Source organism: Tsukamurella strandjordii (assembly GCF_039525985.1).
Taxonomy (GTDB): Bacteria; Actinomycetota; Actinomycetes; order Mycobacteriales; family Mycobacteriaceae; genus Tsukamurella; species Tsukamurella strandjordii.
On the sequence record NZ_BAAAII010000003.1, the window covers coordinates 3,237 to 29,786 of the forward strand.

Below are 26,550 nucleotides of genomic sequence, written 5' to 3' on the forward strand. Positions count from 1 at the left end.
CAGGACTGCACCCCTGCCGGGGCGCATCGACCGGCACCCAACCGGGGACCGCGCACCCACCCGCTCATGTGGACGGCCTACGGCAGACCTTCGGAGCCTCCGCCCGCCCACAATCGCAGGGCGCGGCCCCCAGCCGGGCACCGCCCGAACCACCCGGACGACGACCCTACGGGCCGACGACAACACGGCGCCTTCGGCGCTTGCACCCCTCCCAACCTCCCCTCATCGAGGGGAGGGGTCCGCACGCTCCGCGGCGGGGCCGGCTTCGCCGGCGCGGGGCCTACGGCACTCATCCCCAAGAAGTGGGTGTTCTTGAGCCGCAGTCTTTGACGGCCCGGACTGCACTGCCAAATCGGTACTCGGCGAGCCTCGACCCGTGCCCGGGAATTGGAGCAGAAAACCTTTCCGCCGCCCACACATCCACTCGGACAACCCACCGAGTGGACGGCGGAAAGCTCGCTCGCTAGCTCGCGCCCTTCGGGTTTCACACCAATTCCCGGGCACGGGCAAACCGATTTGGCGCTCCGCCCGGTCCGCACAACGGCGGCCAATACAAGAACACACCACCACCACAACACCGGCCACCTGGCCGAGTCGACCGGAAGGCGCGCCCATGACCACCACCTACGCCACCATGTGGAGCCTCTACCGCGACACCGTCGGCGGCCACGGCCGGAGCATCCCCGGCGGTCTCCACGCGGACCGTGACGATGCGCTCGCCGCCGCCGTCGAGGTCGCCGAGCAGATCGCAGGCCCCAACCGCGAGGGCTACCGCCGTCCCGTCGTCTCCATCGTCGACCGCATCCCCTACGGCGTGTGCGTCCACATCGCATCCGGTGACCACATCACCCTCATTGCGCCCGTCGAGCAGTACGTGCCCGTGCCAGCCAGCGCCTAGACCGAACTCGCCAGAACCGCACCGAATCGAAAGCGAGCAAACATGACCGAGAACTACGCCGCCAAGTACACCGCCACCATCAACGGCCGCACGGTCGCCGTGGTCGGCTACCTGCCCGCGAGCCCGCGCCACCCCTCGCGCGGCACCGTCGTCGAGCAGGTCCCGGAGGCCGGCGACTACCAGGCAGCCGCCGACGCCGGCGACCTGTACGCCCTCGTGTCTGTCGACTGGTTCACCCAGGTCACCACGCACGACCTCAAGACCGGCCGCAGCGCTGCCCGCATGGTCCCCGGGATCGGGCAGCTGACCGGGCCGGGACGACCCGAACGGACCTGGTACCTGACGCCCGTCGACTACCGCGACGGTACCGCGACGATCCGCGGAGGACTTGGGCGAGGCCACCACGACGCGACGCTGTCCGCGTCCCTCGTCGCCGACGGTTGCCCCGAGGCCGTCCCCGTCCATGACTTTCCCGCCTACTGACCCGAGACGAAAGGCCAAACATCATGGCAATCAAGACGATCAGCGCCACCGAGTACCAGCAGTGGAAGGGCCACGGATACGCGGGCACCGTCGCCCAGCTCGAACCCGAAACCGTCGCCGCCTTCTCGCGCAGGCCGGAGTGGAAGGGCGAGCACTGGCTCATGTGGAACGCGGGCGCGAAGGGAACCACCCTCGGCCCGGTCAACGTCGAGCCCGACACCCCGATCACGACGCCCAGCAAGTAGCCGAGACCAGGAGCGAACCCGTGACCATGACTCCCTCAGCTGCCCGCGCCGCCCTGCGCCGCCACATCGCCACGCTCAACCCGCAGCAGCTCGCCGCCGCCGCCGCCGAGGCCGAGCGCCAATACCGGGCGAACCCGAAAGATGACGCAACATTCGCCACCTACTTCGGAATCCAAGACGCGGTGTTCAAACAGTTCCCCGTCGAGTACCCCGACGAGACCGAACCGCCACAAGCCGCGTGGGACGACGAAAACCATCCCTATTGGAAGACCGACCCCGAATGCGTATTTTATGCCGCATACAACGCACTGGTGGACAATATTGGGCACATGAATTCGCGAGTGAAAGTCGCCAGAATGCAGGCCAATAACGAACCGTTCCCGGCCTAGATCACACTTCTATCGACTGGTAATTGACGGTCTATTCCGATAGAATAATGGTGTCGGGGAAGTTCCCCGACAATAGAGGGAAGGAGGACGACAATGGACACGGTACTTGATATCGCGAAAATTGTTCTCCCCCTGATCCTCTCTCTACCCGCCGCCGTGAAGGCAACTCTCGAGTTGCTGGACCGACGCCGCGCCGCCCGCAAGGACGACGAGGAACGGTAGAGAAGGGTCACCCGGCGGGGGCGGACAAGTTGGACGCTTCGAAGCCCCCGCCGGGGCTCCCTCACAGACTACCCTTGAGGTCAGGAGGTCTGCAATGCTTCGCAAGCTCGGCAGCGCCAGCGAACGGCTCATCCCCATCGCGCTTGGCCTGGTCGTATACGGCCTGATCGACGCCCCCGCGTGGGCGTACGCGATCCTCGCCGCCTTCGCGCTCGTCATCGTCACCGCGATCGCCGCCGCCTGGAACGACAAGCCCCAACCGGCCAGCTAGCAGCACCGCAAGCCGCGCGCCCGTCCCGCACCGTCGGGGCGGGCGCGCCGCGCTTCGCGCGGCCCCAGGATTGCACCCCTGCCCGGGCGCATCGGCCGGACACCCAACTGTGGACCGCGCACCCACCTGCTCATGTGGACGGGGCTACGGCAGACCTTCGGAGCCTCCGCCCGCCCACAATCGCAGGGCGCGGACCCACAGCCGGGCACCGCCCGAAGGGGAGAACACAACGCGCGCCCTACGGGCGCACAGTGCACTTGACCTGGCGCATCCGCTTGCGCGGACGCACACCGCGCGCACACGCAAGCGCGGTGGCCGGCTTCGCCGGAACGACACGACCCCTCCGGGGCCGGCAACCCCCTACTGCGCACGGCGCCGGCATCCACACCGTGAGCAGCGCGACCTCCGCACACCATGCCCGTTCCAATGACCGCCGGATTCTTTCAACAGTCACCGACTCGGCACAACGTCGCTACGAAAAAACTTTTTGTCCTTTAGGCCTACGGCCTCAACTGAAAATGACAAAAACTTGTTTTCACGCTCTGTTGTGCTGCCGTCGCCGCCTGCGAATCTGCGGCATATGTCAAGGGAAAGGGCCCCAACAACGGGACCACAACACAACCGCCAACCACCCCCGGATTGATCCAAGAAAAACGGTCAATCGACTAGACATTAACCCAAGAAAGTATGTAGAATAGGAAGTGTCTCGGGGGAGAGTCGACAACCATTCCGCACACGCGAGAGGACTATCCACATGACCACCACCGTCACCGTCTACACCAAGCCCGCCTGCGTGCAGTGCACAGCGACCTTCCGTAGCCTGGACAAGGCCGGAATCGACTACCAGACAGTCAATCTCACCGAGGACGCCGAAGCCCGCGACTACGTGATGAGCCTGGGGTACCTCCAGGCCCCCGTCATCATCGTCGAGACCACCACCACGCAGCACTGGTCCGGCTTCCGCCCCGACCGCATCAAGACACTGCAAGCAGCCTGATTCAGGCGAGAAAGCCCAGTAGGGGAGAGGGGAGTGTAGGAGGTGACCACGACGATCGAAACCCGCACAGCTGCATGCGAACCCGCGAAGGCACCGGCGCTCCCGGCTGACGAACCGGGCACGTCACCGGCGGCGGTTGTCCCAGCGGTGCCGGCGCATGCGGATCCGTACCTGCCTGACGACGCCGACCTCGCCGACGAGCGCCTGCTGCTGTGGGCATTCATCACCGCACCCACCGACAAGGCGCGGCACATCGCCCGGCACCTCAAAGCCGCGGACTTCTACCAGCCCTCCCACGCCGACCTCTACCGCGTGGCGATCGCCGCCCGCCGCACCACCCGCGGCCAGCCCGGCGCCGAGCACGTCATGGACGCCATCGACACCGTCATGAACCACGCGAGACGGATCGTGCAGATCACCCAGCAAGCCCAACCCGACGAGCTGCACACCCTCATCGCCGAAGCCGGAGCCAAGCTTCTCGACACCGGCCTCGAGCAGCGCTACCGCAACCTGAACGGACACCCCGCATGAGCACCACCAGCACCAGGAGGGCGCTGACCCCACGCGAGCACCGCGCCATCGCCCGCGAACTACACGAGCTGCACAGCCAGCTCACCGCCGACGGCATCGCGTGCAATCTCACCACCACACCGGCGCTCACCCTGCTCATCGGCACCGAGGGTGGGGGAGTGGTCACGATCGGCACCACCGCCCGCCACCCGGGATGGTTCGCCTCCGGGGCAGCCGGCGCCGACCTCACCACCACCAGGCGCAGCCTCACCAGCACCATCCACGACGAGCTCGAACACCGCGCCCGACGCGCCGACGCCGCCCACCGCAGCGACGTCCACCAACACACCACCTGGCCCAGCCCCAGCAGGGGAGAAGGCGCAGGGCAAGCACGAGGGGGAGCGGCATGCACCGCCTGACCGCACCGATCCGCACCGCTGCCGCCCTCACCGCGGCCGCCGCAGTCCTCACGGCACTGACTGCCTGCACCGCCCTACGGCCCGCCGCGACGGCCACCGTCACCATCACCGCGCCCACGCCGGCCACCGCGCTCACCGAGCCCGTGCGCGTGATCGCCGTGTCCGACGGCGACACCATCCGCATCGCACCACGCGACGGAGGCAAGGCGATCACCGTGCGCCTCGCCGGAATCGACGCACCGGAAACCGTGCACCCGTCCAAGCCCGTGCAGTGCTACGGCCCCGAAGCCTCCGCCCACCTGAAACAGACCCTCGCCGGCCAGAGCGTCCAGCTCGAATACAACCCCGCCGGCGCCGGCGATCGCACCGACCGCTACGGCCGCACCCTCGCCTACATCTGGCAAAGCGGGCAACTACTGAACTACCAGCTCGTCGCCGCAGGCTACGCCCGCGCATACACCTACAACCCCCGACAACCCGGCCCACACGCCGAAACCCTGCGCATCGCCCAACAACAAGCCCACACCGCAGGCCGCGGCCTCTGGAACCCCGGCGGCTGCAACGGCCGCATCTAACCCCCACCCCTACGAACGGACCCGCCATGACCACCAGCCCCCACGACGACCAAGCCCAGAGCATCGCACTCGCCTGCGTCCGGTTCGCCCGCACCCTCCGCGGCCGCCGACCCGACGCCGGCGTCACCCTCGCCCAGCTCGCCACCCTCAACGCGCTCGCCGAAGACGGCCCGCTCACCCCCGGGCAGCTCGCCGACCGTGAACGAGTCACCCCGCCGACAATCTCCCGCGTCATCGCCTCCCTGTACGACCTCGAGCTCGTCGACCGCGGCCCCCACCCCACCGACGGCCGACAAGTCATCGTCAGCATCAACGACGCCGGCCGACAGATCATCAACGACGAGAACAGCGCCCGCAGGGCCTGGCTGCACCAGCAGCTCCGCAGCCTCACCGACCACGAGCGCGACGCCCTCGCAGAAGCCGCCACCATCCTCGAACGCCTTCACGGCACCTCAGACTGAACACTGAAAATGTCAGTGCCACACGGCAAAATATCCAATATGACCGACACGCAGGAAGCGGAGAACAACGCGATGATTGAGCCAGCGAACAACCTTCCTGCGCCACGCCGACCCGAAGTTCCCACCTTCAATGAGCTCGACGAAGCCACCCAGGCTCGCGCGCTGTACGCCCTCGGTGAATATCACCTCGAGCCCAACCCGGCCGCACTGCCGATGGCCGTCGACGAATCCCAGCTCACCGCCGAACTGCGCGCAAAGATCGACGCCCTGACCACCGACGGGTACAAGGTCACCATCACCGAACGCTCACGGACCCCCAAGCACCTCGTCGACGAGCGCACCGAGCAGCTGCGCCAGTGGAACGAGCTCGACGCCACCAGGCCCCCGTTCGAGCAATACCTGCACAAGCGCGCACCGCACCTCGCGCGCACGCTCCCCACACCGATCATCGTCGGCGACCCGCAGGGAAAGACGCCGAAGACCCGATGGGTACCGAGGCAACAACCCGGCGGCTTCAACGCTACTGTCCGAGAAGGCATACGCTCTCTCGGCGACAACGCCTGGATCGGCGTTGCCACGCTGCCCGTCGGCTTCCTCTTCGCACCGTTCCTGAATCCCTGGCTCCTGGCAGTGATGACGACGCTGGTATGCCTCCTCCCAGGCGTCTTCTACCTTCTCGGCGCCGACTACACGCCCGCAGAGAAATACGCGCTCACCGACGCCGACAAAGACGCGATCATCGACGCCACACGCACCCTCGACTGGAACACCCCAGAAGTGCAGCTCGCCGCGATCGCCGGCGTCCTCGCCGACCAGATCACCGACCTACCCGCCTGGAACAGTGACTACCTCGCCAGCCAGCGCGTCACGTTCAACCCCGACACCGACGCCACCGAAATCGCCCAGCACGCCCGCCGCATCGCCACCATGCGCGCCCGACTAGGTCCCAGCCCCTCCGGCGACGCACCAGAACACATCGCAGCTCGCAACGCCGTCGACGACCAGCACCAGATCCTCGACACCCTCACCGAATCACTGCGCCGCCGCGTCGCCGCACTCTGGGCCTACCACCAGACCCTCACCGAGCTCGACTCCCGACTCACAGCCCTACGCACCCTCGAACGATATCTCTAGGAGCCTCCTGACTGTCCACGACGTGGCTGACGGGTCTCATCGTGGCTGTTGTGGCCCTGTGGCGGACGGATTATCTGCATGTTCTCCTCGACGGGCTTCTTGTTTGGCCGGCGGCCGGGTTCCCAGTTCGAGGAGTCGGCTTCGGAGCGCCTCGTTCTCGGTGTGTAGTTGCTCGAGCTGTTCGGTCAGTTCGCGGTTGCGGTCGATCGCGGTTGCGAGCTTGGTGCGGAGGGATTCGGCACTGGCTGCCCTGGAGCGTTCTATTCCGGCGGTGGCGGTGCCGCGCTTCGCGTCGATATCCTGCCGGAGCTGGGTTTGCTTGTAGAGGAAGCTGGTTGAGACGTCGGCGGCTCTGGCGACAGCGACGAAGGTGACGGGTTGTCCGGTGTTGTGCAGCCGGGTGATGGCTCGACGTGCGCGGGCGGTCGCGCTGGTTGTGCGGGCGGCGGCGGCCGCGGTGAGGCGTGCAGTGCGGTGATCGCGGTCGCCATTGCTCACCTGGATTCCTGCGTGTCTGAGTCGATTTCGTCGATGAGCCTGGTGACCTTGTCGAGCATGGTCTTGTTCAGGTCCGCTGCCTGGCGGTCGCCGTTGTCTTGTGCTTGGGCGGCGAGCTGTCTGAGCTGGTCGCGGTGGGTGATGTGTGCGCCGAGGAAGGTGCGGCCGCCGGGGTCGTGGAAGGAGCAGTCGATGCAGGGGTTCGGGCGGAACTCGCAGCGCTGCGTCGCGGGGAGCGTGCAGAACCCGTTGGGCAGTGCGGTGGTGAAGCGGGCGCGCAGGCGCTCGACGGTGGCGTCGACGCCCTTGTCGGGGTTGGTGTCCCAGAATTCGCGGGCTTTGCGGGCGAGGGTGTCGTCGGTAATGCGAGCGTAGGTCGCGGTCATGGTGTCGCTGTGGTGGCCGAGGAAGTCGCGCACTTCCGGTTGGGTCCATCCGTTGTTGAGCAGGTGCATTCCGATGGTGTGGCGGAAGCGGTGGACGTCGCCTCCGGAGATCTTCTCGCCGGTGGCGACGGACGTGGTGATGCCGTGCTCGCGGAACAGTGCGGCGAGGCGGTGTCGTAGCCCGCTGGTGGACCAGGGCTGGGTGCGGCCGGCGATGGCGCTGGACCGGGCGCCAGGGAAGAGGTGCTCGGCGTCGGGGCCGTAGGTGTCGCGGACGCGGGTCTGCTGGTCGCGGATGATCTCGGCGAGGCTTTCGGGGACTGGAAGCCGCCGCCAGGCGCTGGTTTTGGTCATCCAGTATTCGATCCAGTGGCCCTGCTCACTGTGTTGGAGGCAGTCGATCGGGAGGGCGACGAGTTCGGATATGCGGCACCCCGCCCATCGTGTGGTGGCGATCATCGCCCGGAGGGTGGGGTCGGTGGCCGGGTTGTCGACGATCAGGGTGTCGATGCGTTCGATGACATCGGGTGGAAAGGGCCTCGGTCGGCGGGTCTTGCGGTGGACGTTCTCGCCGCGGCGCAGGAAGATCGCTGATCCCAGGTCGTCGACGAGTCCGCAGTCGCGCAGTGTTTCGAGCAGGTAGGCCGCGGTGTTCGCGAGCTGGGGGCTTGCCTTGGTGTCGGGGCGGCGCGTCCATTCGAGGTAGTCCAGGAACGCCGTCCGAGTGACCGCAGACGGTTCGGGAACGGTTCCGTCGAGCGTGAGGAACTGGGCGAGCTGGCGGGTGGCGCGCAGCCACTGGGTGAGCGTTCCCCAGGACATGCGGGAGGTAGACAACTGTTGGCGGGCCAGGCTTTTGACGGCCTCTTTGAGCCAGGGCACCGGGATGGTGGCCCAGTCGACAGCGGTTCGTGTCGCCCCGGCTTGGGTGGCGTCGAGGACGAACTCGAATCCGTCGCGCCACCGCCAGTGATCCGCGGCCCATGGGTCGGGGTCGGTGGCCCCGTGAAGGAGTCGGAAGAACCTCCGGATGTAGGGAGCGCAGAGGGAGTCGAAGTTGGTGTAAGGCCAGTGCTGCCTGCACAGCAGCAGCCAGTCGTCGACGGGGCGTTCGGTCAGGGAGCTGGTGATACGCCCGTGCGCGACCTCGATGAGGACGATCAGGGCGCGGCGCAGGCCGGCGTTGGGGGTCCAGTCGCCGCGGCCGATCTTGGTTGCGGCGACGAACCGGACTTCGTCGGCGGCCGCCGCTGGGATGCGGCGGAAGTCGACGACCTGCGTGGTGGCGGGCCGTCCACGGGGCACGCCGACGGGCAGAGCGCTGGTGGTGGCCCAGGCGTCAAAGTCGGCGGGCTGTCCAGCGCGGAACCACTGGAAGTAGTGGGCATAGCACAGCCCCGAGGTGGCGGCTGCGCGTCCACCGGGGCCGCCGAGCCAGTACCGCTCGCCGTCGCAGTCGGAGACGGCGCACGGGTCGGTGGCGGCGCGGCGGCGGTCGCCGGCGATGTCGACGACCGGCCACGTCGATGCGCACCAAGGCCCGTCCGGCACCTGCAGAGCGGGGACGCCGCGGGGCCCGGACCGGGCGCGCTCGCCGTTACCGCGCGCCATCGCCGTCTCCCTTCAGTCGGTACTGCTGCGGTTCTCGCCAGACCAGATGCTCGGTGGTGCGGAGCTTTTCGGCGAGGTCGTCGCTGGCGAGGTGAATGTAGACGTCGGCGCTGGCCGAATGGGATTGGCCGAGGCGGGCAGCGATCTCGGCCGCGGTCCATCCGGCTTTGGCCAGGGCGGTGGCGTGGGTGTGGCGGAGCATGTGCGGGTTGAGGTCGTCGATCCCGGCGGCGGCGCCGATCCGTTCGATGAGCTGGTAGGCGTTGGAGTAGGTCATCGGACCACCGACGGGTGGGCGTGAGAGGTTGACGAACACGTAATCGCTGTCGACGTGGGCGATCTCACCGAGCAGGTACGCGGCATACAGGTCGAAGAACCGCCGCGGAGCCTCGACGATGAATTGGGTCTTCTGCTTTGATAGCGCCCCGTTGGCGTTGTCGTCACGCCGGCGGATCATCACCTGCCTGCGCATCGGGTTCAAGTCGCCGTGGCGCAGGCCGAGCGCTTGGCCTACCCGCAGGCCCAGGTCGTACTGCGCCGACAGCAGCAGTCGGTCACGGGTGGTCGACGCCGCGGCGAGCAGCTTGGCGAAGTCGGTCTCGAAGTCGATGACCTGCACGGTCTCTGCCGACTGCCGGTCGGGCCGGGCCAGGCGGGAGACTTCGCGCGGACGGCGGTGTTCGAGGTGCGCAAGGAAGCTGTGCGCGCGCCGCGGCAGCTTCGACGGGTTGCGGGTCAGTACCAGATCCTGCGGTCCCCGGCCCTCGACGCGGTGGAACTCGTAAAACTCCCGCACCGCGGCGCTGACCGCTTTCACCGTGCCGGGTGCACGGCCCCCGCACCGCGACGGCAGCGGCGGCAGTCCAGCGGTGAGAACGGCGACGAAGTCACAAAGCTGCCGGAAATCCAGCTCATCCCAAACGATTCCCCGCGCAGCCAGCCAACGATAGAACTGACTCAGGTGCCGCGCGTACGAGCGGACGGTGTTCTGAGAACGTCCGATCGCCCGCTGCCAATGCAGGAACTGCTCGATCTCGAGCACCGGCAAACCCTGTTGGTCGACGACGGTCCACGACCGGACCCCGTGGACCGTGACCGGGGCGGCCCTCATCGCTGGTCCTCGAGGCCGTCGGCGCGGCGCGGCCGGCGGGTCGTGATGTCAGTGCGCCGACGCTGCTGTTCGTCACGCACATCGATGACCACGTCATCGGCGATCGCGGCGTCGGCGATCGACGCAGCGGGCAGCCGCCCGGGCAGCCAGCGCACGTCCCGCTTGCGCCACGCGGCGTACCTCTGCTGCACCTGGTCCATCGGGATCTCGAACCGTTCCCACTGCACCCCGGGGGCGCTGACCCAGATCCGCCGCACGTGCGAATCGGTCGCCGCGTCGTAGTCCCAGGTCAGCTCGCAGTGCGTGGGATCGCCCACCAGCTGCAGAGTCTGCGAGTCCTGCTTGATGAAGGCCTTGCGCCGAGTGTTGGTGCCCTCCATCTCCTTGTGATGGATCGCCAGGTAAGTACGGCCGTGACTACTCACCTCGGACCACTGATACGGCCGCTTGACCAGGTGCCCGGGCGGGTGCATCCCCTGGGTGCTCAGCCACACGTTGGTGCCGGCGGAGACAAACGCCGCAACGTGACTACCCCGCAGCAGCGGCTGCAGCACCGTCCGCAAGTGCGCCGGCTGCCCCGCGGTCAGCGTGTTCCAGTGATCGACCGCGGCCAGCAGCAGCGCGCCGACGCCGATCGTCACCGGGCGCAGGATCCGCTGCGCCTCCTTCCGAGAAACCGCTCCCGCGTCGAGCGGGTTGATGTCGTCGTCCATGAGTGCCGTCACGATCTGTCTCCCATCGATGTAATTACTTGCATGGAATCTTGCCTAACGTGGTACAGTTCTCAGCAAGACAACACGCCGTGACCTGCAGAATTGGCCAAACCGTCTCGCCTCGCTCTCGCGAGCGAGACGGACGTCACATCAGTCACTTGCGTTTCGGATGGAGATAACCGCGTCGGGCAGAAAGTCGCAGTTCACACGGTGTTTCTGCGCAGATTTCGGCTGTTACCGCGATAGCGTGGAACGCAGGGATCGATCGAGGATATGGAGGCGATCTGGGTGACGGCACTCTTCTCGCAGGCCGAGGCGAACCCGGTGATGGTTGCGCTGACACGACTGGCGCACGGCTGGTCGAAGAAGCGGCTCGCTGAGGAGGCCGGGATCTCCGGATCGCACGTCACCCGGGTCGAGGCTGGCGCTCTGCCGCTGGCAGGTAAGGCGCTCGACGATTACGCCCGGGCGTTGCAATGCCCGGTCGAGGCGCTGTGCGTCGCGTTCGAGCGCTCACCTGCGCAGGGCACGCACTTCCGCGCCAACGCCACCACAGCGGAGTGGAAACGTGACCGCGTCTGGGCGCGCGCCAACCTGGTCGCGATGCGGCTAGGCCGGGTCGTCGCCCACACCGATCTCGATCCGGAACTGGCGCTGCCCGATCTCGACCCCGGGGACTACGCCGCCGATCTCGGCGAAATCACGGTCGCGCAAGTCCTGCGCCGGCTCTGGCGCATCGCCGGCCCCATCCGGTCGATGACCGAACTGCTGGAAGCGGCCGGGGTCTTCGTCGTCGTCGAGGACTTCCACGACCGCGAGATCGACGCGGTCACCCTACGCGCCACCGCGCATCACCCGCACCTGGTGTACGTCAACGCCGCACTACCGCCGGACCGGATGCGCATGACCCTCGCGCACGAACTCGGGCACCTGGTGATGGATGCGATGACCCTGGTCAGCCCCACCGAAACCGAGCGACGGGCAAATGTCTTCGCCGCCGAGTTCCTCGCCCCGGTCGACGACATCGGCCCGGCGCTGGACCGGGTCTCGACCCGGACCGTGCACGAGCTCGACGAGCTGCGCCTGGACTGGGGCGTGAGCGAGTCCTCGCTCGTTGTCCGAGCACGCGAGCGCGGCGTGCTCTCCGACCGGCAGTACCGGGCGATGTTCCGACTACTCAACGAAACCGGCCGGATGTACGGCACCCGGCCCGGTGTCCCGACCGAGACACCCGAGCTCGCCCGCGATGTTCTCGCCCAGCTCGCCACCGACGGATACAGCACCACCGAGCTCGACGCCCTGACACTGCTCACCGCCGAGAACCGCACCAGCCTGTTCGGCGCACCCGAGGGTGCCACCGCCGGCAGCCGTCACCTGACCGTCGTCTAACAGCGCGGGGGACGCCAGGGATGTCACGGTGGGGCTGGAACAGCAAGGACGCGGTCAAAGACCACCACTGGCGCGTCCCGCACGGGTCGAACAAGGCAGTGCAGGCCAAAGAGCAGGACGACGCCGCAGGCGGCCGCCACAACCGTGCCATCCGCACCGCACCGAACGCGCTGGGGCGGGTGGTCCTCCGGTGCCAGTACCGGCGCCTGTACGCGGAGCTGCGGTGGACCGATGCGACGAGGAAGCACGCCGAGTACCTCGGCGAGATGACCTGGCACAGCCGCGCCGACAACCTCGCCGCCGCCTGGCGCGAAGCACACGCCCGCGGTCTTACGACCAAGTCCTGCGACCGTCATCCAGTTATTTAATCTGTCGATCTTACGGTGTGCGTTATCAGATAGCGAGCTGGGTGTGGGGCCGACGGGCCGCGTGCCGACCGTTATGTTTCGTCGTCATGCGGGCGCAGTGGATTCGGGTCACCCGTGTTTGCCTGGCCACCAGCTCGCTGGTCCGGCCAGGGTGGCGATTGCGGGTACGACGATCGTTCGGACGACGAAGGTGTCGAGGAGTAGTCCGACACCGATGATGAGGCCGACCTGGGTCATGATGGCGATCGAGCCGACCATCAGTCCGAACATGCTTGCCGCGAAGATGAGGCCGGCGGAGGTGATGACGGAGCCGGTGTTGGTGACGGTTCGTAGGACTCCGATGCGAATGCTGCGGTGGGATTCCTCACGCAGCCTGGAGATCAACAGCATGTTGTAGTCGGCGCCGACGGCGACGAGCACGATGAACGCGAGAAGCGGTACAGGCCAGGCAATCTCGGTGCGAAGGATGCATTGGAAGATCACCACCCCCACGCCGAGGGCTGCAGCGTAGTTCAGGATAACGGTTCCCAGCAGGTAAAGCGGTGCAATGAGCGCTCGGAGTAGTGCGATCAGGATGATGCCGACGATGATGAGGGTGGCCAGGGCGAGTAGCCGGAAATCGTGGCTGAGCAGGCGTTGCAGGTCGGCGTTGATGGCGGGGAATCCCGCTAGCGACACCGATGCGTTCTGCAGGGCGGTGTTGGGTCTCGCTGTCTGGGCTGCGGTGGTGATGGCGTTGGTGAGTTCAATCGCCTGGCTGCTGTAGGGATCGGCGTCGGTTTGGATGGCATAGCGCACTGTCCGCCCGTCTGGAGAGACGAATTGTGCAGCAACGTCGGAAAACTTTTGGTTGACGAACGCGTCAGGCGGTAGGTAGAAACCCGTGGCGGCGTCCGAGCCGCGGGTTTCGCGGGCGGTGGTCTGTAGTTGCGCGGCAAGGGTGGCCATCCCGGCGAACTGTTGCAGGTTGCTGTCGACGAGTGCGGCGACTCCCCCGGCAATCGCGCGGGAGCCAGCAGCGAGTTGACTCACCCCGTTCTGAAGCTGGGCGAGTTGTGCGGGGAGGTCGCGCGCGGTGACAGCACCCAGCGTTGTGTCCAATGTGTCCACTGCGGCGGTGAGTTGCGCGGTGATGGTGGTGATGGGTGTGCCGAGGTTGCCCAGTTGCCCGGAGAGAGCGCCGATTTGGAGGAGGAAGTTGGAATCCCGCAGTGTGCCCAGGGTCCGGAGTTGCTGTTGGACGGCGGCGCACTGAGGGATCGGGGCGCACCAGGGAGCGTTGTCGAGCAAGGGCCGCACGGCGGTCACGAGACTCAAGGCGTCGGATGCCTGCCTTGCCGCGGTGGCCAATTGCGGTGCCTGCCCAATGAGTTGGTCGAGTGCGGGTGCGGTTGTGCGGAGTTGACCGAGCAGTGGTCGGTATTGCTGGATCTGTTGTCCCGCGGTCGTGGCCTGGTCGAGAATTCGCAACAGCGGTGTCAGGTTGGCGCGGATCTGGCTGTCGAGCGTGGCAAGGCCGGTCGCGAGTTGGTCGGCGCCATCTCGAAGTTGGAACAGGTCGCCAGTGCGTGATCGGCCGTCACTGACTGCCGCGGCGAGTCGGTCACCGATCTGTCCGTTCTGCCACGACAGCTGGGCTTGTTCGAGGCGGCTGCCGGTGGGTCGGGTCACGCCGACAACCCGGGTCACTCCCGGGACTTGCGCGACGCGTGATGCCAGGTCGTCGAGGTCAGCCAGCCCTTTCGCGGTACGCATGTCGTTCGGGGATTGGATCACGAGGAATTCCGGGACGGTAGTGTTGGTCGGGAAGTGCCGGTCGAGCAGTGCGTAACCCTCGTTACTGTCAGTGGTGGCGGGTTGTCCGCTGCGGTCGTCGTAGGTGATGGTGATGCCCAACGCCACTGCGCCGAGGGCGAGCAGAGCGACGAGTGTCATAGCCAGTAGCGAGGCGGGGCGCCGTACGACGAGTACCGCGATGCGGTTCCAGTAGCGCCGCGTCAGGTCCGCGCGGGGTGCACCCCACCCGAGGTGGGAGGCGGCGTGCAGGACCGGCGGTAGCAGGGTGACCGTGGCGAGGAACCCGATGACGATCGCGATCGCACATGCCGGCCCGAGAGTGGAGAAGACGCTCAGTTTTCCGAACACCATCGCCAGGAACGCCAGGGCGACGGTTGCGGCGGAGGCGAGGATGACGCGCCCGATCGTAGCGGTGGCGTCGATGAGCGCAGGTGCGTGCTCGGCGCCCGACCGTAATCGCTCGTGGTAGCGGCTGATGAAGAAGACCGTGTAGTCGACGCCGGCACCGAGCAGGATCACCGTCATGAACGCGACGGTGAACTGTGAAACGGGCATTCCGAACTCGCCCAACGCTGACACCACACCGCGACCCACCCCGAGGCTGATCCCGATCACCAGCAGGGGTACGAGCGCGGTGAACAGCGACCGGTAGACCACCAGCAGGATGAACGCGATCAGCAGAACCGTGGCCATGGTGATCACCACAAGGTCCTTTTCGGCCGTGACGATCTGATCGCTGAAGGTGGCGGTGGGCCCGGTGACGTGTACGGTTGTACCGGTGCCGGAGAACGAATGATAGGCGAGGTCGCGCACGGAATCCAAGGCGCGAGTCGCGGCGGGGCCGCCCAGCGTTCCGGTCAGCCCCACCGGCAGGTACCAGGCCGTCCCGTCGCGGCTCACCGCCTGCGACGCCGTCGTCGGATCCCCCACCAGGTCACGGACGGAAGCGACATCGGCGGTGGCGCCACGAAGTTTCTGAACAAGCTCGTCGTAGCGTACGCGCACCGTCGGGGTGAGGCCGCCACGGTTCTCCATGGCGATGAAAACCGTTGTCTTGGCGCCTTTCTCCCCGAACGCCGTACCCATCCGGTCGAAAGCCTGAAATGACGGCACTCCCGCAGGGATCGGATCGACCGATTGTTGGCGCACGACTGTCTCGAGCTGCGGGAACGCCAGCGCCAGCACCACACCCACCGCGAGCCACGCGCCGACGACGACAACCTTGTGCGCTAGCGCGTACCGAGCCACCCGCGCAAGCGTGGCGCTGTATTCCGCGCGTTCTGACCGCGCGCCAGCCGATCGCCGGTGCACCACCATCAACACCACTCCTGCCGAAACGGAACTACCTGGATCGGTACGCTACATGATGTAGCGAAAAGCGGTGGCGCGGTCGCTCGTCTTCGGACTCGGCGTGGACCGTGCGAGCGGTCAGGGCATGCGGCGATGCGCCGTCAGGAAGTCGTCGACGATGCGGCGGCGGTCATCGGCGTCGACGGCCCGGATGCCGGTGATTTTGGCGAAGATCAGCGGTCCGACGAGCTGGGTGATGGCCAGGGTCAGGTCGAAATCGTCGAGCTCGTCGACGGCACTGGCACTGGTGAGCAATCGGTCGAACGGTTCGCGGTAGTGATCGACCACCCGCGCACGCAGTGGGGCCAGGGCGTTGCTCTGCTCGCCGGCCCGTTCGGGCACCATCGCCAACCACGCGACCGTGGTGACCTGCAGCGGCGCCTGTTCGATGACGTCCGCCTGACGATCCATCAACCGGATCAAGTCCTCGCGCACCGACCCCGAGAGTTCGTGGCGATCGGCCTGGGGCAGCAAACGCTCGAAGGCAGCGGCGACCAGGTCGGTGGTACTGCCAAAGTGCCGGTAGAGGGTTGTGCGGGCAACCCTGGACAAGCTGGTGACCGCCTCGACGGTGACAGCCTCCACTCCCCCTCTGCGCAGCAACACCGCCGTGGCGTCGAGTAGACGGTTCCTGGAACGAACCCGCCGCGGATCGACGTCGTCGAGGCCATCGATGCTCACCGCTACCCGCATTCTTCTCGCTGTTGGTCCACGTATGTGGCATCCTGCCAACGATACCGTCAGTAGCGGTCCGCTACCGGCACGAGCATCGATTCGAGGACTGTGATGTCAGCACCCAGCAGACTGCCCGCGCACTCCCCATCGTGCATGGGCTGCGGGCCGGAAAATGCCAGCGGCCTGCAGCTCGAGGTCTACCGCGACGAGGACCGAGTCTTTGCAGATCACTCCTTCACCGAAAAGCATTCCGGTGGACCAGGTCTGGCGCATGGAGGGGCCATCTCGGCCGCGTGCGACGACATCATGGGATTTACGCTGTGGATCGCCGGCACCCCGGCCGTCACGCGCACGTTGACGGTCAAGTACCGCCGACCGGTACCCCTCCACGTACCAGTACGCCTCACGGCGTGGATCGACGAGGACGCCGATCACACCCTGCACATCGGGGCGAGCGGGACCGTGGAGGGCGAGACCTACTTTTCCGCCACTAGCGAGTTCGTGAAAGTCGATCTCACGCACTTCGCGCGCTACGCCGACACCTCCACGGTAGACAGCTTTTTCGTCAATTTCCTCCGCGCGGACTGACCTGCTCAGATGCCCGGCGCTGCCCGCTGATTCGACGGTGCGCGGCGGAACTGAGTCGGGGAGCACCCGACCCACCGTGTAAATGCATGGGAGAAACTGGCGACCTCGGAGTACCCCAGTTCTGCGGCTATCTCGCCGACACTGATGCCGGGATCCAGCAGTCGCGCGGTGGCTCGTTCTTGGGCGAACTGCTGCCGCAGGCGACGCAGGGTGGTGCCCTCGGCGTGCAGGCGTCGCTTGAGTGTGCTCACCGATGTCGCCAGCTCCGCCGCGATACGAGCGCCGTCAGCGCGCGCAGGGTCAGCATCGAACTGTGCGCGGACCAGCTGCGTGTAGGAATTGGGCCTGCGCTGTTCGTAGACGCGTCGAAGCTCGGCGATACCGATCCGGTAGGCCACGGGGTCGGAGAAGCGGCACACGTCGTAGAGCACGGCAGCCGGTATATGCACGAACGCCGCGCGCGCGTCGAAAAGGATCCGATGGCCGATCTCACCCACGACGATCAGGTCTGCTGGCGCCTGGCATGTCAGATGAAGCTCCACGGAGGGGACGGCACCGGCGAGCATGTCCACCAACCGCAGGACAGCCAGACCACCGTAGGTGACGGCGAGACAATCGGTGCCGGGGCTATCTGTGCGCCCGGCCAGAGCGATCGTCAGTCCAGAGTCTCCGTGCTGGAACTCGGTGCTCAGCGCGGTCGATATCAGGGGCAAGAACCGAAGCAGTTGAACAACTTCGAGGACGGAACCCGCACTGACCAGCGGCAAACTGAGGGGGCCGAAAGAGGTCAGCTGGGCGTGCTCGGCGAACGCCACGCCCAACCGGAATCCCTGCTGGGCGTCCATCGCCGGATACACCTCGTGAAACCACCGGACAGGCACTTGGCCCTGTCGCGCAATGACGACCGCGAGATCGACGCCCTCGCGGGCCATGATGCGTCCGAACGCTCGCGTCTCCGCCGCGCCCAGGGCACCGCTGTCGAGGAGCTGCGCGAACGCTAGCGGCGGTATCCCCAACTCGACAAGGCTCACATGAGCCAATTTAACAAGACATCGCGACGTCCGAGCCTGGATCAAGCACATCTGCCGCGTGCACACTCACCTCTACGACCCACGAACAAGGAGGTGGCCATGGCCACGATCACTTACGTGACCCACGACGGCGAGGACTACCCCGCGCCGGTGACGCCCGGCAGGTCACTGATGCAGATTGCAGTCGACGAGGCGATACCGGGGATCGATGGCGACTGTGGCGGTGAGGCGGCATGCGGAACGTGCCACGTCGTCGTCGACAGCGCGTGGATCGACACCGTCGGACACAGCACAGACGTCGAAGAAGGCATGTTGAGTATGCACCCCGAACGTGAGGCCAACTCGCGACTGGCCTGCCAGATGACCGCCAACAACGAGTGGGACGGTCTGACCGTTCGCCTTCCCGAGTTCCAGTTGTGAACGTCTAAAGCGAAAGAGCAACATCTATGAGCATCTCAACTGCCCTCGCCGACAAAGCGCAGTCCATGATCCCGATCGATCTACAAATCCGTGGCGCCCACGTCTATGACAAGGCCCGCCGGATCGTCACCCGAACCGACGGCAAAAAGATCTTCACCGAGACCCCCATCCCGCCTGTCGAGGAAGTCGAACTCACCGACATCGATCTGAGCAACCCATTCCTCTACCGACAGGGCAGGTGGCGGTCCTACTTCGAGCGTGTGCGCAATGAGGCGCCCGTTCACTTCCAGCCCCGCAGTCCCTTCGGGCCGTTCTGGTCGGTCACTCGACATGCCGACATCATCGCTGTCGACAAGAACCACGACGCGTTCTCCGCCGAACCGTTCATCATCATCGGTCGGCCGCCCCGCTTCATGGACATCGCGATGTTCATCGCCATGGACCCGCCGCGGCACGACAAGCAGCGCGCCGCCGTCCAGGGAGTCGTCGCACCGAAGAACCTGCGCGAGATGGAGGGCCTCATCCGGTCGCGCGTCCGGGAAGTCCTCGACGAGCTACCGCTCGACGAACCGTTCGACTGGGTCCAGACCGTGTCGGTCGAACTGACCGCGCGGATGCTCGCGACATTGCTCGACTACCCCTACGAGCAGCGCCACAAACTCGTCCAGTGGTCGGATCTGGCCACGTCGATGGAGCAGGCCAACGGCGGACCATCAGACAACGACAAAGTTTTCCGCGAGATGGTCGCGATGGCACAGGGCTTGAGTGCGCTATGGCGAGACAAGGCCGCGCGGACCGCGGCAGGCGAGGAGCCTGGTTTCGACCTCATCACCATGCTGCAGAGCAACGAGGACACCAAAGACCTTCTCGACGACAGCCCCATGGAGTTCCTCGGGAACCTCGTGCTGCTGATCGTCGGCGGCAACGACACCACCCGCAACTCGATGAGCGGCGGAGTGCTGGCTCTCAACGAGTATCCCGACCAGTTCGAGAAACTCAAAGCCAATCCGGACCTGATCCCCAACGCGGTGTCGGAGATCATCCGGTGGCAAACCCCCCTGGCGTACATGCGCCGGGTCGCCAAGAAGGACGTGATGCTCAACGGTCAGTTCATCCGCAAAGGCGACAAAGTCGTCATGTGGTACGCCTCCGGCAACCGCGACGAGCGAGTGTTCGACCGCCCGGACGAGCTCATCATCGATCGGTCCAACGCTCGCAACCACATCGCGTTCGGTTTCGGCGTGCACCGTTGCATGGGAAACCGCCTGGCCGAATTGCAGTTGCGCATTCTCTGGGAAGAACTCCTCGAGCGCTTCGACGACATCGCGGTGGTCGGTGATCCGGAGTACGTGCAGTCCAACTTCGTTCGTGGGATCAGCAAGATGATGGTCCGTCTGACTCCCAAGCAGGAGACGTGAGCACTGATCGGGTCGTGATCGTCGGCGCAAGCCACGCCGGCGCACAGCTGGCGGCCAATTTGCGCAAGGAGAAGTGGGCTGGAGACATCCTGCTGATCGGCGACGAGGGCCGCCTGCCGTATCAGCGGCCGCCGCTGTCCAAGGCATACCTGGCCGGCGATTGCCATCTCGACGATGTCGCGATCCGAAGCCACCAGTTCTACGACAAGCAACGGATCCAGCTCGTCGACGGAACCGTAACCTCGATCGACCGTGCCGAACGAACCGTCACTCTCGGCAACAACGACGCGGTGTCCTACTCGAAGTTGGCCCTGTGCACCGGCGCTCGAGCTCGCGCACTGCCCGTCCCTGGGGCCGATCTGCCGGGCGTGCACTATCTGCGCACCGCCACCGACGTCGAGGCCATCCGCGCCGCCGCGGTCCCGGGTTCGCGGGTCGTCATTGTCGGCGGCGGGTACATCGGCCTGGAGACAGCGGCCTCGCTTCGAACCCTGGGTGTCGAAGTGACCGTCCTGGAGGCGGCAGGACGCGTACTCGAACGTGTCACGGCGCCCGTCGTGTCGGAATTCTTCGATCGAATTCACCGCGAGAAGGGTGTCGACGTACGGATCGACGCAATCGTCGAGGGGTTCCGCGGCGACAAACGAGTCGCCAGCGTTGTCCTCGCCGGTGGAGAAACGCTGGCCGCTGACCTGGTCATCGTCGGCGTCGGCGTCATTCCGAACACGGAGCTCGCAGCAGCTGCGGGCATCGACGTCGAAAACGGCATCCTCGTCGACGACCGCGCTCGTAGCAGCGATCCTGACATCGTCGCAGCCGGCGACTGCGCCAACCACCGAATCGAGCGGTACGGGAGACGTGTTCGTCTCGAGTGCGTGTCCGCAACAACCGAGCACGCCAAAATCGCGGCGGCCACAATCTGCGACAACACAACCGGTCGTGCCGCACTGCCGTGGTTCTGGTCCGACCAATACGACCTCAAACTCCAGATCGCCGGGCTCAACACCGGATACGACGAGGTGCTGGTCAGCGGCGACCCCGCCCATGGCCGCGACTTCACCTGCTACTATTTCTCCGCCGGAGAACTGATTGCAGCTGACTGCGTCAACAGACCCGCTGACTTCGTGAACGCCAAGCGCGCCATTGCACAACGAGCGCCGATCGTCAGGTCCGCATTGATCGGAGCGACCCCATGACCACATCACCGACAAACGCGGTCAGCCCGGCGGCGCTGACGGGTTCACGCTTCCTCGACATCGAGCACGCCACCGTCGCGACCTTCACACGCGAAGCCGTCGGCAACGCGACCACCGACAAAGACAAAGCTCGCCGCCTGTTCACCGCGGTACGCGACGCCATCCGCTACGACCCGTACACCGTCTCCAACGACCCAGAGCATTACCGGGCCAGCCACGTAATCGAATCCGGACGTGGATACTGCGTCCCCAAGGCCGTCGTGCTCACCGCCGCATTTCGCGCCGCCGGGATCCCAGCGCGGTTCGGCTTCGCCGACGTCCGTAACCACCTCCAAACGGGCACCCTACGTGAGCTGATGGGAACCGACGTCTTCGTCTATCACGGGTACAGCCACGTCTACATCGACGGACGGTGGCTCAAGGCAACACCCGCGTTCAACTCGGAACTGTGCGCACGGTTCGGAGTTGCCCCGATCGACTTCACCGGCGACAGCGACGCGTTGCTCCACGCTCACTCCGCGGACGGCTCAACACACATGGAGTACGTCCGCGAAAGAGGTACGTACAACGACCTGCCTCTCGACAACATCCTGGCGGCTCTCAAACAGGCCTATGGCCCTCTGATATTCACGCAGCGTGCGACGCCACTAGATGCATTCCACGCCTAACCCGACCTGCCTCAGTCGTCGGCCGGCAATCGACTCTACGAACAAGATCCGCACCGCCTCAACACAGGAGACTCGTGTCAGTGTCCGGCCCCTCGATGATCGACCCCTACCCGCACCGAATGGGCGGCCACTGTGGGTCCGGTGCGATGCGAGACCTCATGGAGTGGACCGGGCTCGGTTTCGACGGCCCACCCGATGAGGGCCTCGTCTTTGCCCTCGGCGGAGCCCTCTCCCTCACCTACATTCGATCAAGCGCGCTGATGCCACCCGTGTACTTGGTCGGACGAGGACCTGATTTTGAGGTGGACCTCCCCCGCCGTCTGGGCGGCACCGTCGAGGTGCTTGCCACCGACGACCCGGCCGAGGGTTGGGAGAACCTTCGTGGCGAGATCGATCAGGGCCGCCCTGCACTGGTCTGGGCGGAGATCGCAGAACTCCCCTATCTGCGGGTCCAGTTGCGCATGAGCCGCCACGACATCGTGGTAGTCGGCTACGACGAGACGCAAGGCATCGCGTACATCGCCGACAACGATCGCGAAGATCTTCAACGCGTCCCACTGGACGCACTCGCACGCGCGCGCCGCTCGACCTCCTTCCCGGAGCCAACCCGACACACGCAGTTTCGTATCAATTGGCCACAGACGCCGCCTTCAATTATCGAGGTGGCCGCACAGGCATTCGCGCAATCCGCAGCGAGCCTGAGCACCCCAGGCGCATCGACGATCGCCGGGCCCGCAGAACATGGGTCACACGGCCTCGACGCGGCCAGCGCTCTCGCATCCGACGTCTGCAGCTGGGGAGCCCTGTCCACCGACGACCTCGAGATGCACTTATTCAGCCTCGGCGCCTTCATCGAGAAAGCGGGGACCGGCGGTGGCCTCTTCCGCCGACTGCTGGCACAGGGCTGCGATGAAATCGCACGCCTCACCGGCGATCACGCAACCGCCATCCTTGCAGCCAACGCCCACCATGCGGCGACATCCTGGACTGCAGTCGCACGCGCAGCAGTACAGAAGGATCACGCCTCATCCGAGCGGCTCCGATCCGTCACAACCCTCGCGGCAGCTCTACCCGAGGCGGAAGCGACTCTGGAGGCGTCACTGCGAAAGGCCGCAGCATCCTTGTCAGGCTAACCGGGCCAGTCGCGGGAAGTCCGCGAGTAGGGCGCTAAGCAGGGCCGCCGCGTTCACACAACGCACGCAGGAGCACCACCGTGAGCAGGACGCCGGTTCCCGCTCACCTGGGTCCTGATCCGTCGTGGCGATCTGTCGACACGCTGCGAGCCATCGCCGTCGACGCCATAGACGGTGCGTCGGGGCGATGCGACGGACGACTGGCGGATCCGGTCGTACAAGTCCCCCATCGTGGACCGCGGCCGACGAGGCCGATGGCCAGGTGATGCTCGAACACGGCCTCGAGGGGCGTGGTTGCCAAGCGCCTGTCCTCGCGCTCTTACCGGCCCGGTGAGCGCTCCCCCCGACTGGATCAAGCAACCGTTGCGGGTCAGCGCAACGGTTGTGGTCCCCGGGGTGGATCGGGACACCGGGAGATCTCGAATCACTGCTCGCTCGCAGCAGTACACCCCGCCAGCGGGTGGCTATGTCAAGTTGGTCTGGCTCCAACCAGGGCGGTGTGATTTGGCCCCGACTGTAGGCGGGTGGCCGCGTTTGGTCGTAGGTTCGTGGATGTGGATGGGGAGGATGATCTGCAGATGCCTTCTCGGCGGACGGTCGTTGTCCCGTCAGGGTGGGATCGGGCTTCGGTGTGCGCGTATGCCGAGCATGTGATCGCTCGGGATACCGGGCTTAGCAGTCATCTGTGGGTGCGGGTGAAGTTGCTTGAGGAGCAGCAGCTCGAGGATCTGACGTCGCGGTGGTCGGTGTCGTATGTGGTTCACCGGCACCGCAAGGCGTTGTCGATTGTCACCGATCCGACACAGTCAGGCCCGAGGGCGCCCTAACTTGGTTGTGGTGGTGTCGGCTGCGAGGGGATCGGTAGAGGCGGTGTTCGCCGTCTGAGTATCACACCCCCACCACGTTCACGAACACTCGCAACCAGCTGGAGCAGGCGAACCAGGCGAACGCAGCGAGCGGCGGCCGGTACACCCCTTACGTGATGCAGGTGCAGAACAACCTGGCCACTCTTCGCGGAACTGCAGCGACCAGCGCCGCGGACTACACCATGACCTCGTTCGTGACAGACACTCCCATCCAGGCGCCTCCTCCCGTGGTCAGCCCGACCGGCGGTGGTGATGGCAGCACCAGCGGGGGTGGCGAGCCCTATGAAGACCCCGATCGCAATGGCAAGGGCAGAAAGCCTGGTGACCCCGACGATCCCAACGGCGACGGCGAGGACGAAGCGGGTGAGACCGGCGCAGTAGACCCATCTGGGACCGCAGCTCCTACCGCAACCGATACAGGCGGCCAGGACGACCCGAGCAGCAAACAAGAAGATCAGCTCAGCACCGCAGCACAGGCTTTGCCGAGCCTTCTGACGGGCATCGTGGGCGCTGCAGCATCCCTTCCCGCCGCAGCCGCCTCACAGGTCGCATCCACCGGCTCCCAGATTGTCCAAGGCCTCAGCGGCGCAGCTCAGAGCTTCCAGACCGCAGGCGACGAGCTCGACGACGACCTTGGCATCGACGACGCCGGCACCGACGACGCCGGCGTTGGCGACGTCGGCGCCGGCGATGACTTCGGTGGCGGAGGCGGCGGGGGCGGCGAGAACCCCAGCACCGAGCCGGCAGCAACCACTCTCGGAACCAACGCCGCACTCGCAGTGCCGCTCGACACCGGGACGGGAACAGCCGCTCCCGTCGCCACACCGACAGCAGCAGCGCCGACCCGCGGCGGCATGCCCATGGGCGGATTCCCCATGATGCCCATGCACGGGGCCGGAGCCGGGGCCGGCGGCCCCGGCGGAGGCGAGAGCCAGAGCGAGACCAAAAAGGCCGTGCTGCGGCCGCGACCGAACACCGAACGCATCCATGCCGCCGTCGACCGCGAGCTGGCCCACCAGCAGCACGCCGAGCAACAGAAGAAGGCGGCCGCCTCGGCGTCAGGTACGGGGGAGCGACCCCGCCCGGCGCCGACACCGCGGCGCGGTACAGAATCAGCCAAGAAGCCCAACGAGGAGGTCTAGGTCATGCGCGGCAAGGCCCAGCAGGCGTTCGACATGAGCGATGCACTCCTGCGTGCCGTCGCCCAGCTCCGCGAGGAAACCGCAGAGTCAGGCAGGACCACCAACGACCATCACGAGGTCGTCATCACGCTCGATGACGTCGGCGCCGTCGTCGACGTCTGGCTCGAGGCAGGGATCACCAGCAAGTACGCTCCCGAGCAACTCGCCCGCATCATGAACGAACAGTTCGCCGTCCTGCGCGATCAATACGGAGACGACGTCGAATTCTGGGATCGACGCCTCTACGAGCTCCTAGGCGACTTCCGCGACGTTCAGGCTGCCGCCGACGCCGCGGAGAATGCCACTCCGGCACGACAGGCCCCCGCTCAGTAACCCTTCGGTGCGCGCCGGGGATTGGCCTGCTGGATCCGCTCCGCGAGATTCGATCCATCTCGGTCGACGTTGTACACGTGAAGCGCGCGGTTGATGAATGCACCCGCGCTCGCCACCGGGTTGTAGATGTTGCGCGACGTCCCGGGCATGTGCGACTCCGCGAAGGTATCCGGGCGGAACTGGAACGGCCCCCGGGTGGCGTACTTCGGGTGACCATCGGACTGCCGAGCACCGTGCGCGTTGACGTCGACCAGATTCACCGCGAGGTTGTTCTTCGTCGACTCACGCTGGGCGACTACTTCCATGCCCCGAAGCCAGTTCATCCGCGCCTTCGGGTCCTTGATGCCGGCATGATCCAACGCAGAGAGGATGTATCCGCGATACGCGGCCTTACCGCCGGGGTACTTGGTCCGGGTGAAATCCACTGAGCTCAGCGGGATCTTCTTGCGACGGTCCCCCTTGTCATCGGATGCCCGCGACTGCCCTGAATCCGCCGTCCGGCTCGCTGACGTGGTCCGCTTACTCGATTTCGTTACCGACCCTTTGTCGCCGCTGAGCAGCTGTCGAATCGGAGCAGCCGAGAAGCCGGACCCCTGACCGGAATTGACTTGTGGAGTTTGGATTTGGGGCATTTGGGGGATGCTGGGCATGGTCGGGGTGCTGTTACTGCCGGTGGGGTAGCCGGTGTTGGTGACGCGGCCGGCGAGGGTGCGGTTGTTTCCGTCGCTGCCGGTGATGGTGGTCTTGCCGTCGCCGACGCGGCCGCTGAGTGCGTCGATGAGGGCTTTTCGGCCGGGCGGCGTGCGGGTGTGCGGGCCGATGGCGGTGACGTCGCCGTTGGCGGCGCGGAGCGCTGCGATCAGTTTGGCGCGGCCGGCGGCGGAGCCGGTGGCGGCTTCGCGGAGGGCGGCGGCGACCTTGCTGTCGCTGGCGGCGATGCGGGCGAGCTGCTGTTGCAGGGCGGCGTTGTTGGTGACGCGGGCCGCGGCGGTGCGGCCGCTGTCGCCGGGGGCGGTGGGGTTGTCGACGCTCTTGTTCGGGACGCCGGTGATGCTGGTGGGGATGCCGTAGCTTTCGACGCCGCGGGCTAGTGCGGCGCCGACCGCGCGTACGTACTGCTCCAGACCAGAGACCACCCCTGCAGGCTAGAGACCCACCGGCGTACGCCGCCACACTTGCCCACCTGGGCGCTCTTCACCAATCGAACCGCTGGC

At 66.2% G+C, this 26,550-nt stretch carries 30 protein-coding genes; 22 read left to right on the top strand and 8 right to left on the bottom strand.

Going from position 1 to position 26,550, the window contains the following annotated elements; genetic code table 11:
- Positions 1-613 precede the first annotated feature (613 nt).
- The 12 genes from ABD108_RS05365 to ABD108_RS05420 all read left to right on the top strand — a co-directional run bounded on the left by ABD108_RS05365 (position 614) and on the right by ABD108_RS05420 (position 6,604).
- A complete protein-coding gene (locus tag ABD108_RS05365) occupies positions 614-898 on the top strand; it encodes a hypothetical protein (protein WP_343929716.1) in 285 nt (94 codons plus the stop codon).
- Positions 899-940: 42 nt separating this feature from the next.
- Complete coding sequence (locus ABD108_RS05370; RefSeq protein WP_343929717.1) at positions 941-1,381, top strand: hypothetical protein; 441 nt, start codon at positions 941-943, stop codon at positions 1,379-1,381.
- A gap of 23 nt (positions 1,382-1,404) precedes the next feature.
- A complete protein-coding gene (locus tag ABD108_RS05375; RefSeq protein WP_343929718.1) occupies positions 1,405-1,626 on the top strand; it encodes a hypothetical protein in 222 nt (73 codons plus the stop codon).
- Positions 1,627-1,646: 20 nt separating this feature from the next.
- Positions 1,647-2,015, top strand: coding sequence for a hypothetical protein (locus ABD108_RS05380; RefSeq protein WP_343929719.1), 369 nt, complete (start codon positions 1,647-1,649; stop codon positions 2,013-2,015).
- A 93-nt stretch (positions 2,016-2,108) separates the two neighbouring features.
- Complete coding sequence (locus ABD108_RS05385) at positions 2,109-2,237, top strand: hypothetical protein (protein ID WP_343929720.1); 129 nt, start codon at positions 2,109-2,111, stop codon at positions 2,235-2,237.
- A gap of 94 nt (positions 2,238-2,331) precedes the next feature.
- Entirely contained in the window at positions 2,332-2,508 is a 177-nt protein-coding gene (locus ABD108_RS05390) for a hypothetical protein (protein WP_343929721.1), read from the top strand.
- Positions 2,509-3,262: 754 nt separating this feature from the next.
- A complete protein-coding gene (gene nrdH, locus ABD108_RS05395; RefSeq protein ID WP_343929722.1) occupies positions 3,263-3,505 on the top strand; it encodes a glutaredoxin-like protein NrdH in 243 nt (80 codons plus the stop codon).
- 42 nt (positions 3,506-3,547) lie between these two features.
- The gene (locus tag ABD108_RS05400) at positions 3,548-4,036 is read left to right on the top strand and encodes a DnaB-like helicase N-terminal domain-containing protein (RefSeq protein WP_343929723.1); all 489 of its coding nucleotides are present in this window, start codon (positions 3,548-3,550) and stop codon (positions 4,034-4,036) included.
- On the top strand, positions 4,033-4,434 hold the full coding sequence (locus tag ABD108_RS05405) for a hypothetical protein (RefSeq protein WP_343929724.1): 402 nt from the start codon (positions 4,033-4,035) through the stop codon (positions 4,432-4,434). Before ABD108_RS05400 ends, ABD108_RS05405 begins: the two co-directional genes overlap by 4 nt.
- Entirely contained in the window at positions 4,422-5,009 is a 588-nt protein-coding gene (locus tag ABD108_RS05410; RefSeq protein WP_343929725.1) for a thermonuclease family protein, read from the top strand. The genes ABD108_RS05405 and ABD108_RS05410 overlap by 13 nt, the downstream gene beginning before the upstream one ends.
- Before the next feature lie 26 nt (positions 5,010-5,035).
- Positions 5,036-5,470 (top strand): MarR family winged helix-turn-helix transcriptional regulator, encoded by a 435-nt coding sequence (locus ABD108_RS05415; RefSeq protein WP_343929726.1) that lies wholly within the window; start codon positions 5,036-5,038, stop codon positions 5,468-5,470.
- A gap of 39 nt (positions 5,471-5,509) precedes the next feature.
- The gene (locus tag ABD108_RS05420; protein WP_343929727.1) at positions 5,510-6,604 is read left to right on the top strand and encodes a hypothetical protein; all 1,095 of its coding nucleotides are present in this window, start codon (positions 5,510-5,512) and stop codon (positions 6,602-6,604) included.
- A gap of 36 nt (positions 6,605-6,640) precedes the next feature.
- Here the strand turns inward: ABD108_RS05420 and ABD108_RS05425 are convergent, their stop codons facing one another.
- The 4 genes from ABD108_RS05425 to ABD108_RS05440 all read right to left on the bottom strand — a co-directional run bounded on the left by ABD108_RS05425 (position 6,641) and on the right by ABD108_RS05440 (position 10,935).
- A complete protein-coding gene (locus tag ABD108_RS05425; protein WP_220270942.1) occupies positions 6,641-7,102 on the bottom strand; it encodes a DUF6262 family protein in 462 nt (153 codons plus the stop codon).
- A complete protein-coding gene (locus ABD108_RS05430; protein ID WP_223120764.1) occupies positions 7,099-9,099 on the bottom strand; it encodes a tyrosine-type recombinase/integrase in 2,001 nt (666 codons plus the stop codon). The genes ABD108_RS05425 and ABD108_RS05430 overlap by 4 nt, the downstream gene beginning before the upstream one ends.
- Positions 9,086-10,141, bottom strand: a complete 1,056-nt coding sequence (locus tag ABD108_RS05435) for a tyrosine-type recombinase/integrase (RefSeq protein ID WP_225536077.1) — start codon at positions 10,139-10,141, stop codon at positions 9,086-9,088. Before ABD108_RS05435 ends, ABD108_RS05430 begins: the two co-directional genes overlap by 14 nt.
- Before the next feature lie 65 nt (positions 10,142-10,206).
- A complete protein-coding gene (locus ABD108_RS05440; RefSeq protein WP_225536078.1) occupies positions 10,207-10,935 on the bottom strand; it encodes a hypothetical protein in 729 nt (242 codons plus the stop codon).
- Positions 10,936-11,211: 276 nt separating this feature from the next.
- Between ABD108_RS05440 and ABD108_RS05445 the strand changes: the two genes are divergently transcribed.
- Both ABD108_RS05445 and ABD108_RS05450 read left to right on the top strand, forming a co-directional pair.
- Positions 11,212-12,312, top strand: coding sequence for an ImmA/IrrE family metallo-endopeptidase (locus ABD108_RS05445; RefSeq protein WP_225536079.1), 1,101 nt, complete (start codon positions 11,212-11,214; stop codon positions 12,310-12,312).
- A 20-nt stretch (positions 12,313-12,332) separates the two neighbouring features.
- On the top strand, positions 12,333-12,680 hold the full coding sequence (locus tag ABD108_RS05450; RefSeq protein ID WP_068526275.1) for a hypothetical protein: 348 nt from the start codon (positions 12,333-12,335) through the stop codon (positions 12,678-12,680).
- Between the two features lie 108 nt (positions 12,681-12,788).
- Here ABD108_RS05450 and ABD108_RS05455 read toward each other — a convergent pair whose 3' ends face one another.
- Positions 12,789-15,794 carry an MMPL/RND family transporter gene (locus ABD108_RS05455; RefSeq protein ID WP_068526317.1) on the bottom strand — a complete coding sequence of 1,002 codons (3,006 nt, stop codon included), beginning with the start codon at positions 15,792-15,794 and terminating at the stop codon, positions 12,789-12,791.
- A 111-nt stretch (positions 15,795-15,905) separates the two neighbouring features.
- The gene (locus tag ABD108_RS05460; protein ID WP_068526274.1) at positions 15,906-16,520 is read right to left on the bottom strand and encodes a TetR/AcrR family transcriptional regulator; all 615 of its coding nucleotides are present in this window, start codon (positions 16,518-16,520) and stop codon (positions 15,906-15,908) included.
- Positions 16,521-16,613: 93 nt separating this feature from the next.
- Between ABD108_RS05460 and ABD108_RS05465 the strand changes: the two genes are divergently transcribed.
- A complete protein-coding gene (locus ABD108_RS05465) occupies positions 16,614-17,090 on the top strand; it encodes a PaaI family thioesterase (RefSeq protein ID WP_068526273.1) in 477 nt (158 codons plus the stop codon).
- Positions 17,091-17,095: 5 nt separating this feature from the next.
- Here ABD108_RS05465 and ABD108_RS05470 read toward each other — a convergent pair whose 3' ends face one another.
- The gene (locus ABD108_RS05470; RefSeq protein ID WP_068526272.1) at positions 17,096-18,121 is read right to left on the bottom strand and encodes an AraC family transcriptional regulator; all 1,026 of its coding nucleotides are present in this window, start codon (positions 18,119-18,121) and stop codon (positions 17,096-17,098) included.
- A gap of 99 nt (positions 18,122-18,220) precedes the next feature.
- Here ABD108_RS05470 and ABD108_RS05475 point away from each other — a divergent pair, with 99 nt between their 5' ends.
- The 7 genes from ABD108_RS05475 (at position 18,221) to ABD108_RS05505 (ending at position 25,336) form a co-directional block, all read left to right on the top strand.
- The gene (locus tag ABD108_RS05475) at positions 18,221-18,541 is read left to right on the top strand and encodes a 2Fe-2S iron-sulfur cluster-binding protein (RefSeq protein WP_068526316.1); all 321 of its coding nucleotides are present in this window, start codon (positions 18,221-18,223) and stop codon (positions 18,539-18,541) included.
- Between the two features lie 26 nt (positions 18,542-18,567).
- A complete protein-coding gene (locus ABD108_RS05480; protein ID WP_068526271.1) occupies positions 18,568-19,959 on the top strand; it encodes a cytochrome P450 in 1,392 nt (463 codons plus the stop codon).
- Positions 19,956-21,155, top strand: a complete 1,200-nt coding sequence (locus ABD108_RS05485) for an NAD(P)/FAD-dependent oxidoreductase (RefSeq protein ID WP_068526270.1) — start codon at positions 19,956-19,958, stop codon at positions 21,153-21,155. Before ABD108_RS05480 ends, ABD108_RS05485 begins: the two co-directional genes overlap by 4 nt.
- Complete coding sequence (locus ABD108_RS05490) at positions 21,152-21,823, top strand: transglutaminase-like domain-containing protein (protein WP_068526269.1); 672 nt, start codon at positions 21,152-21,154, stop codon at positions 21,821-21,823. The genes ABD108_RS05485 and ABD108_RS05490 overlap by 4 nt, the downstream gene beginning before the upstream one ends.
- Before the next feature lie 95 nt (positions 21,824-21,918).
- On the top strand, positions 21,919-22,956 hold the full coding sequence (locus ABD108_RS05495; protein ID WP_074850301.1) for a BtrH N-terminal domain-containing protein: 1,038 nt from the start codon (positions 21,919-21,921) through the stop codon (positions 22,954-22,956).
- Positions 22,957-23,935: 979 nt separating this feature from the next.
- Positions 23,936-24,964, top strand: a complete 1,029-nt coding sequence (locus tag ABD108_RS05500; RefSeq protein ID WP_343929728.1) for a hypothetical protein — start codon at positions 23,936-23,938, stop codon at positions 24,962-24,964.
- 3 nt (positions 24,965-24,967) lie between these two features.
- A complete protein-coding gene (locus tag ABD108_RS05505; RefSeq protein ID WP_343929729.1) occupies positions 24,968-25,336 on the top strand; it encodes a hypothetical protein in 369 nt (122 codons plus the stop codon).
- On the opposite strand, the gene ABD108_RS05510 is transcribed toward ABD108_RS05505, so the two are convergent.
- Positions 25,330-26,472 (bottom strand): hypothetical protein, encoded by a 1,143-nt coding sequence (locus ABD108_RS05510; RefSeq protein ID WP_343929730.1) that lies wholly within the window; start codon positions 26,470-26,472, stop codon positions 25,330-25,332. The two genes, ABD108_RS05505 and ABD108_RS05510, sit on opposite strands and share 7 nt — an antisense overlap.
- Between the last annotated feature and the right edge of the window lie 78 nt (positions 26,473-26,550).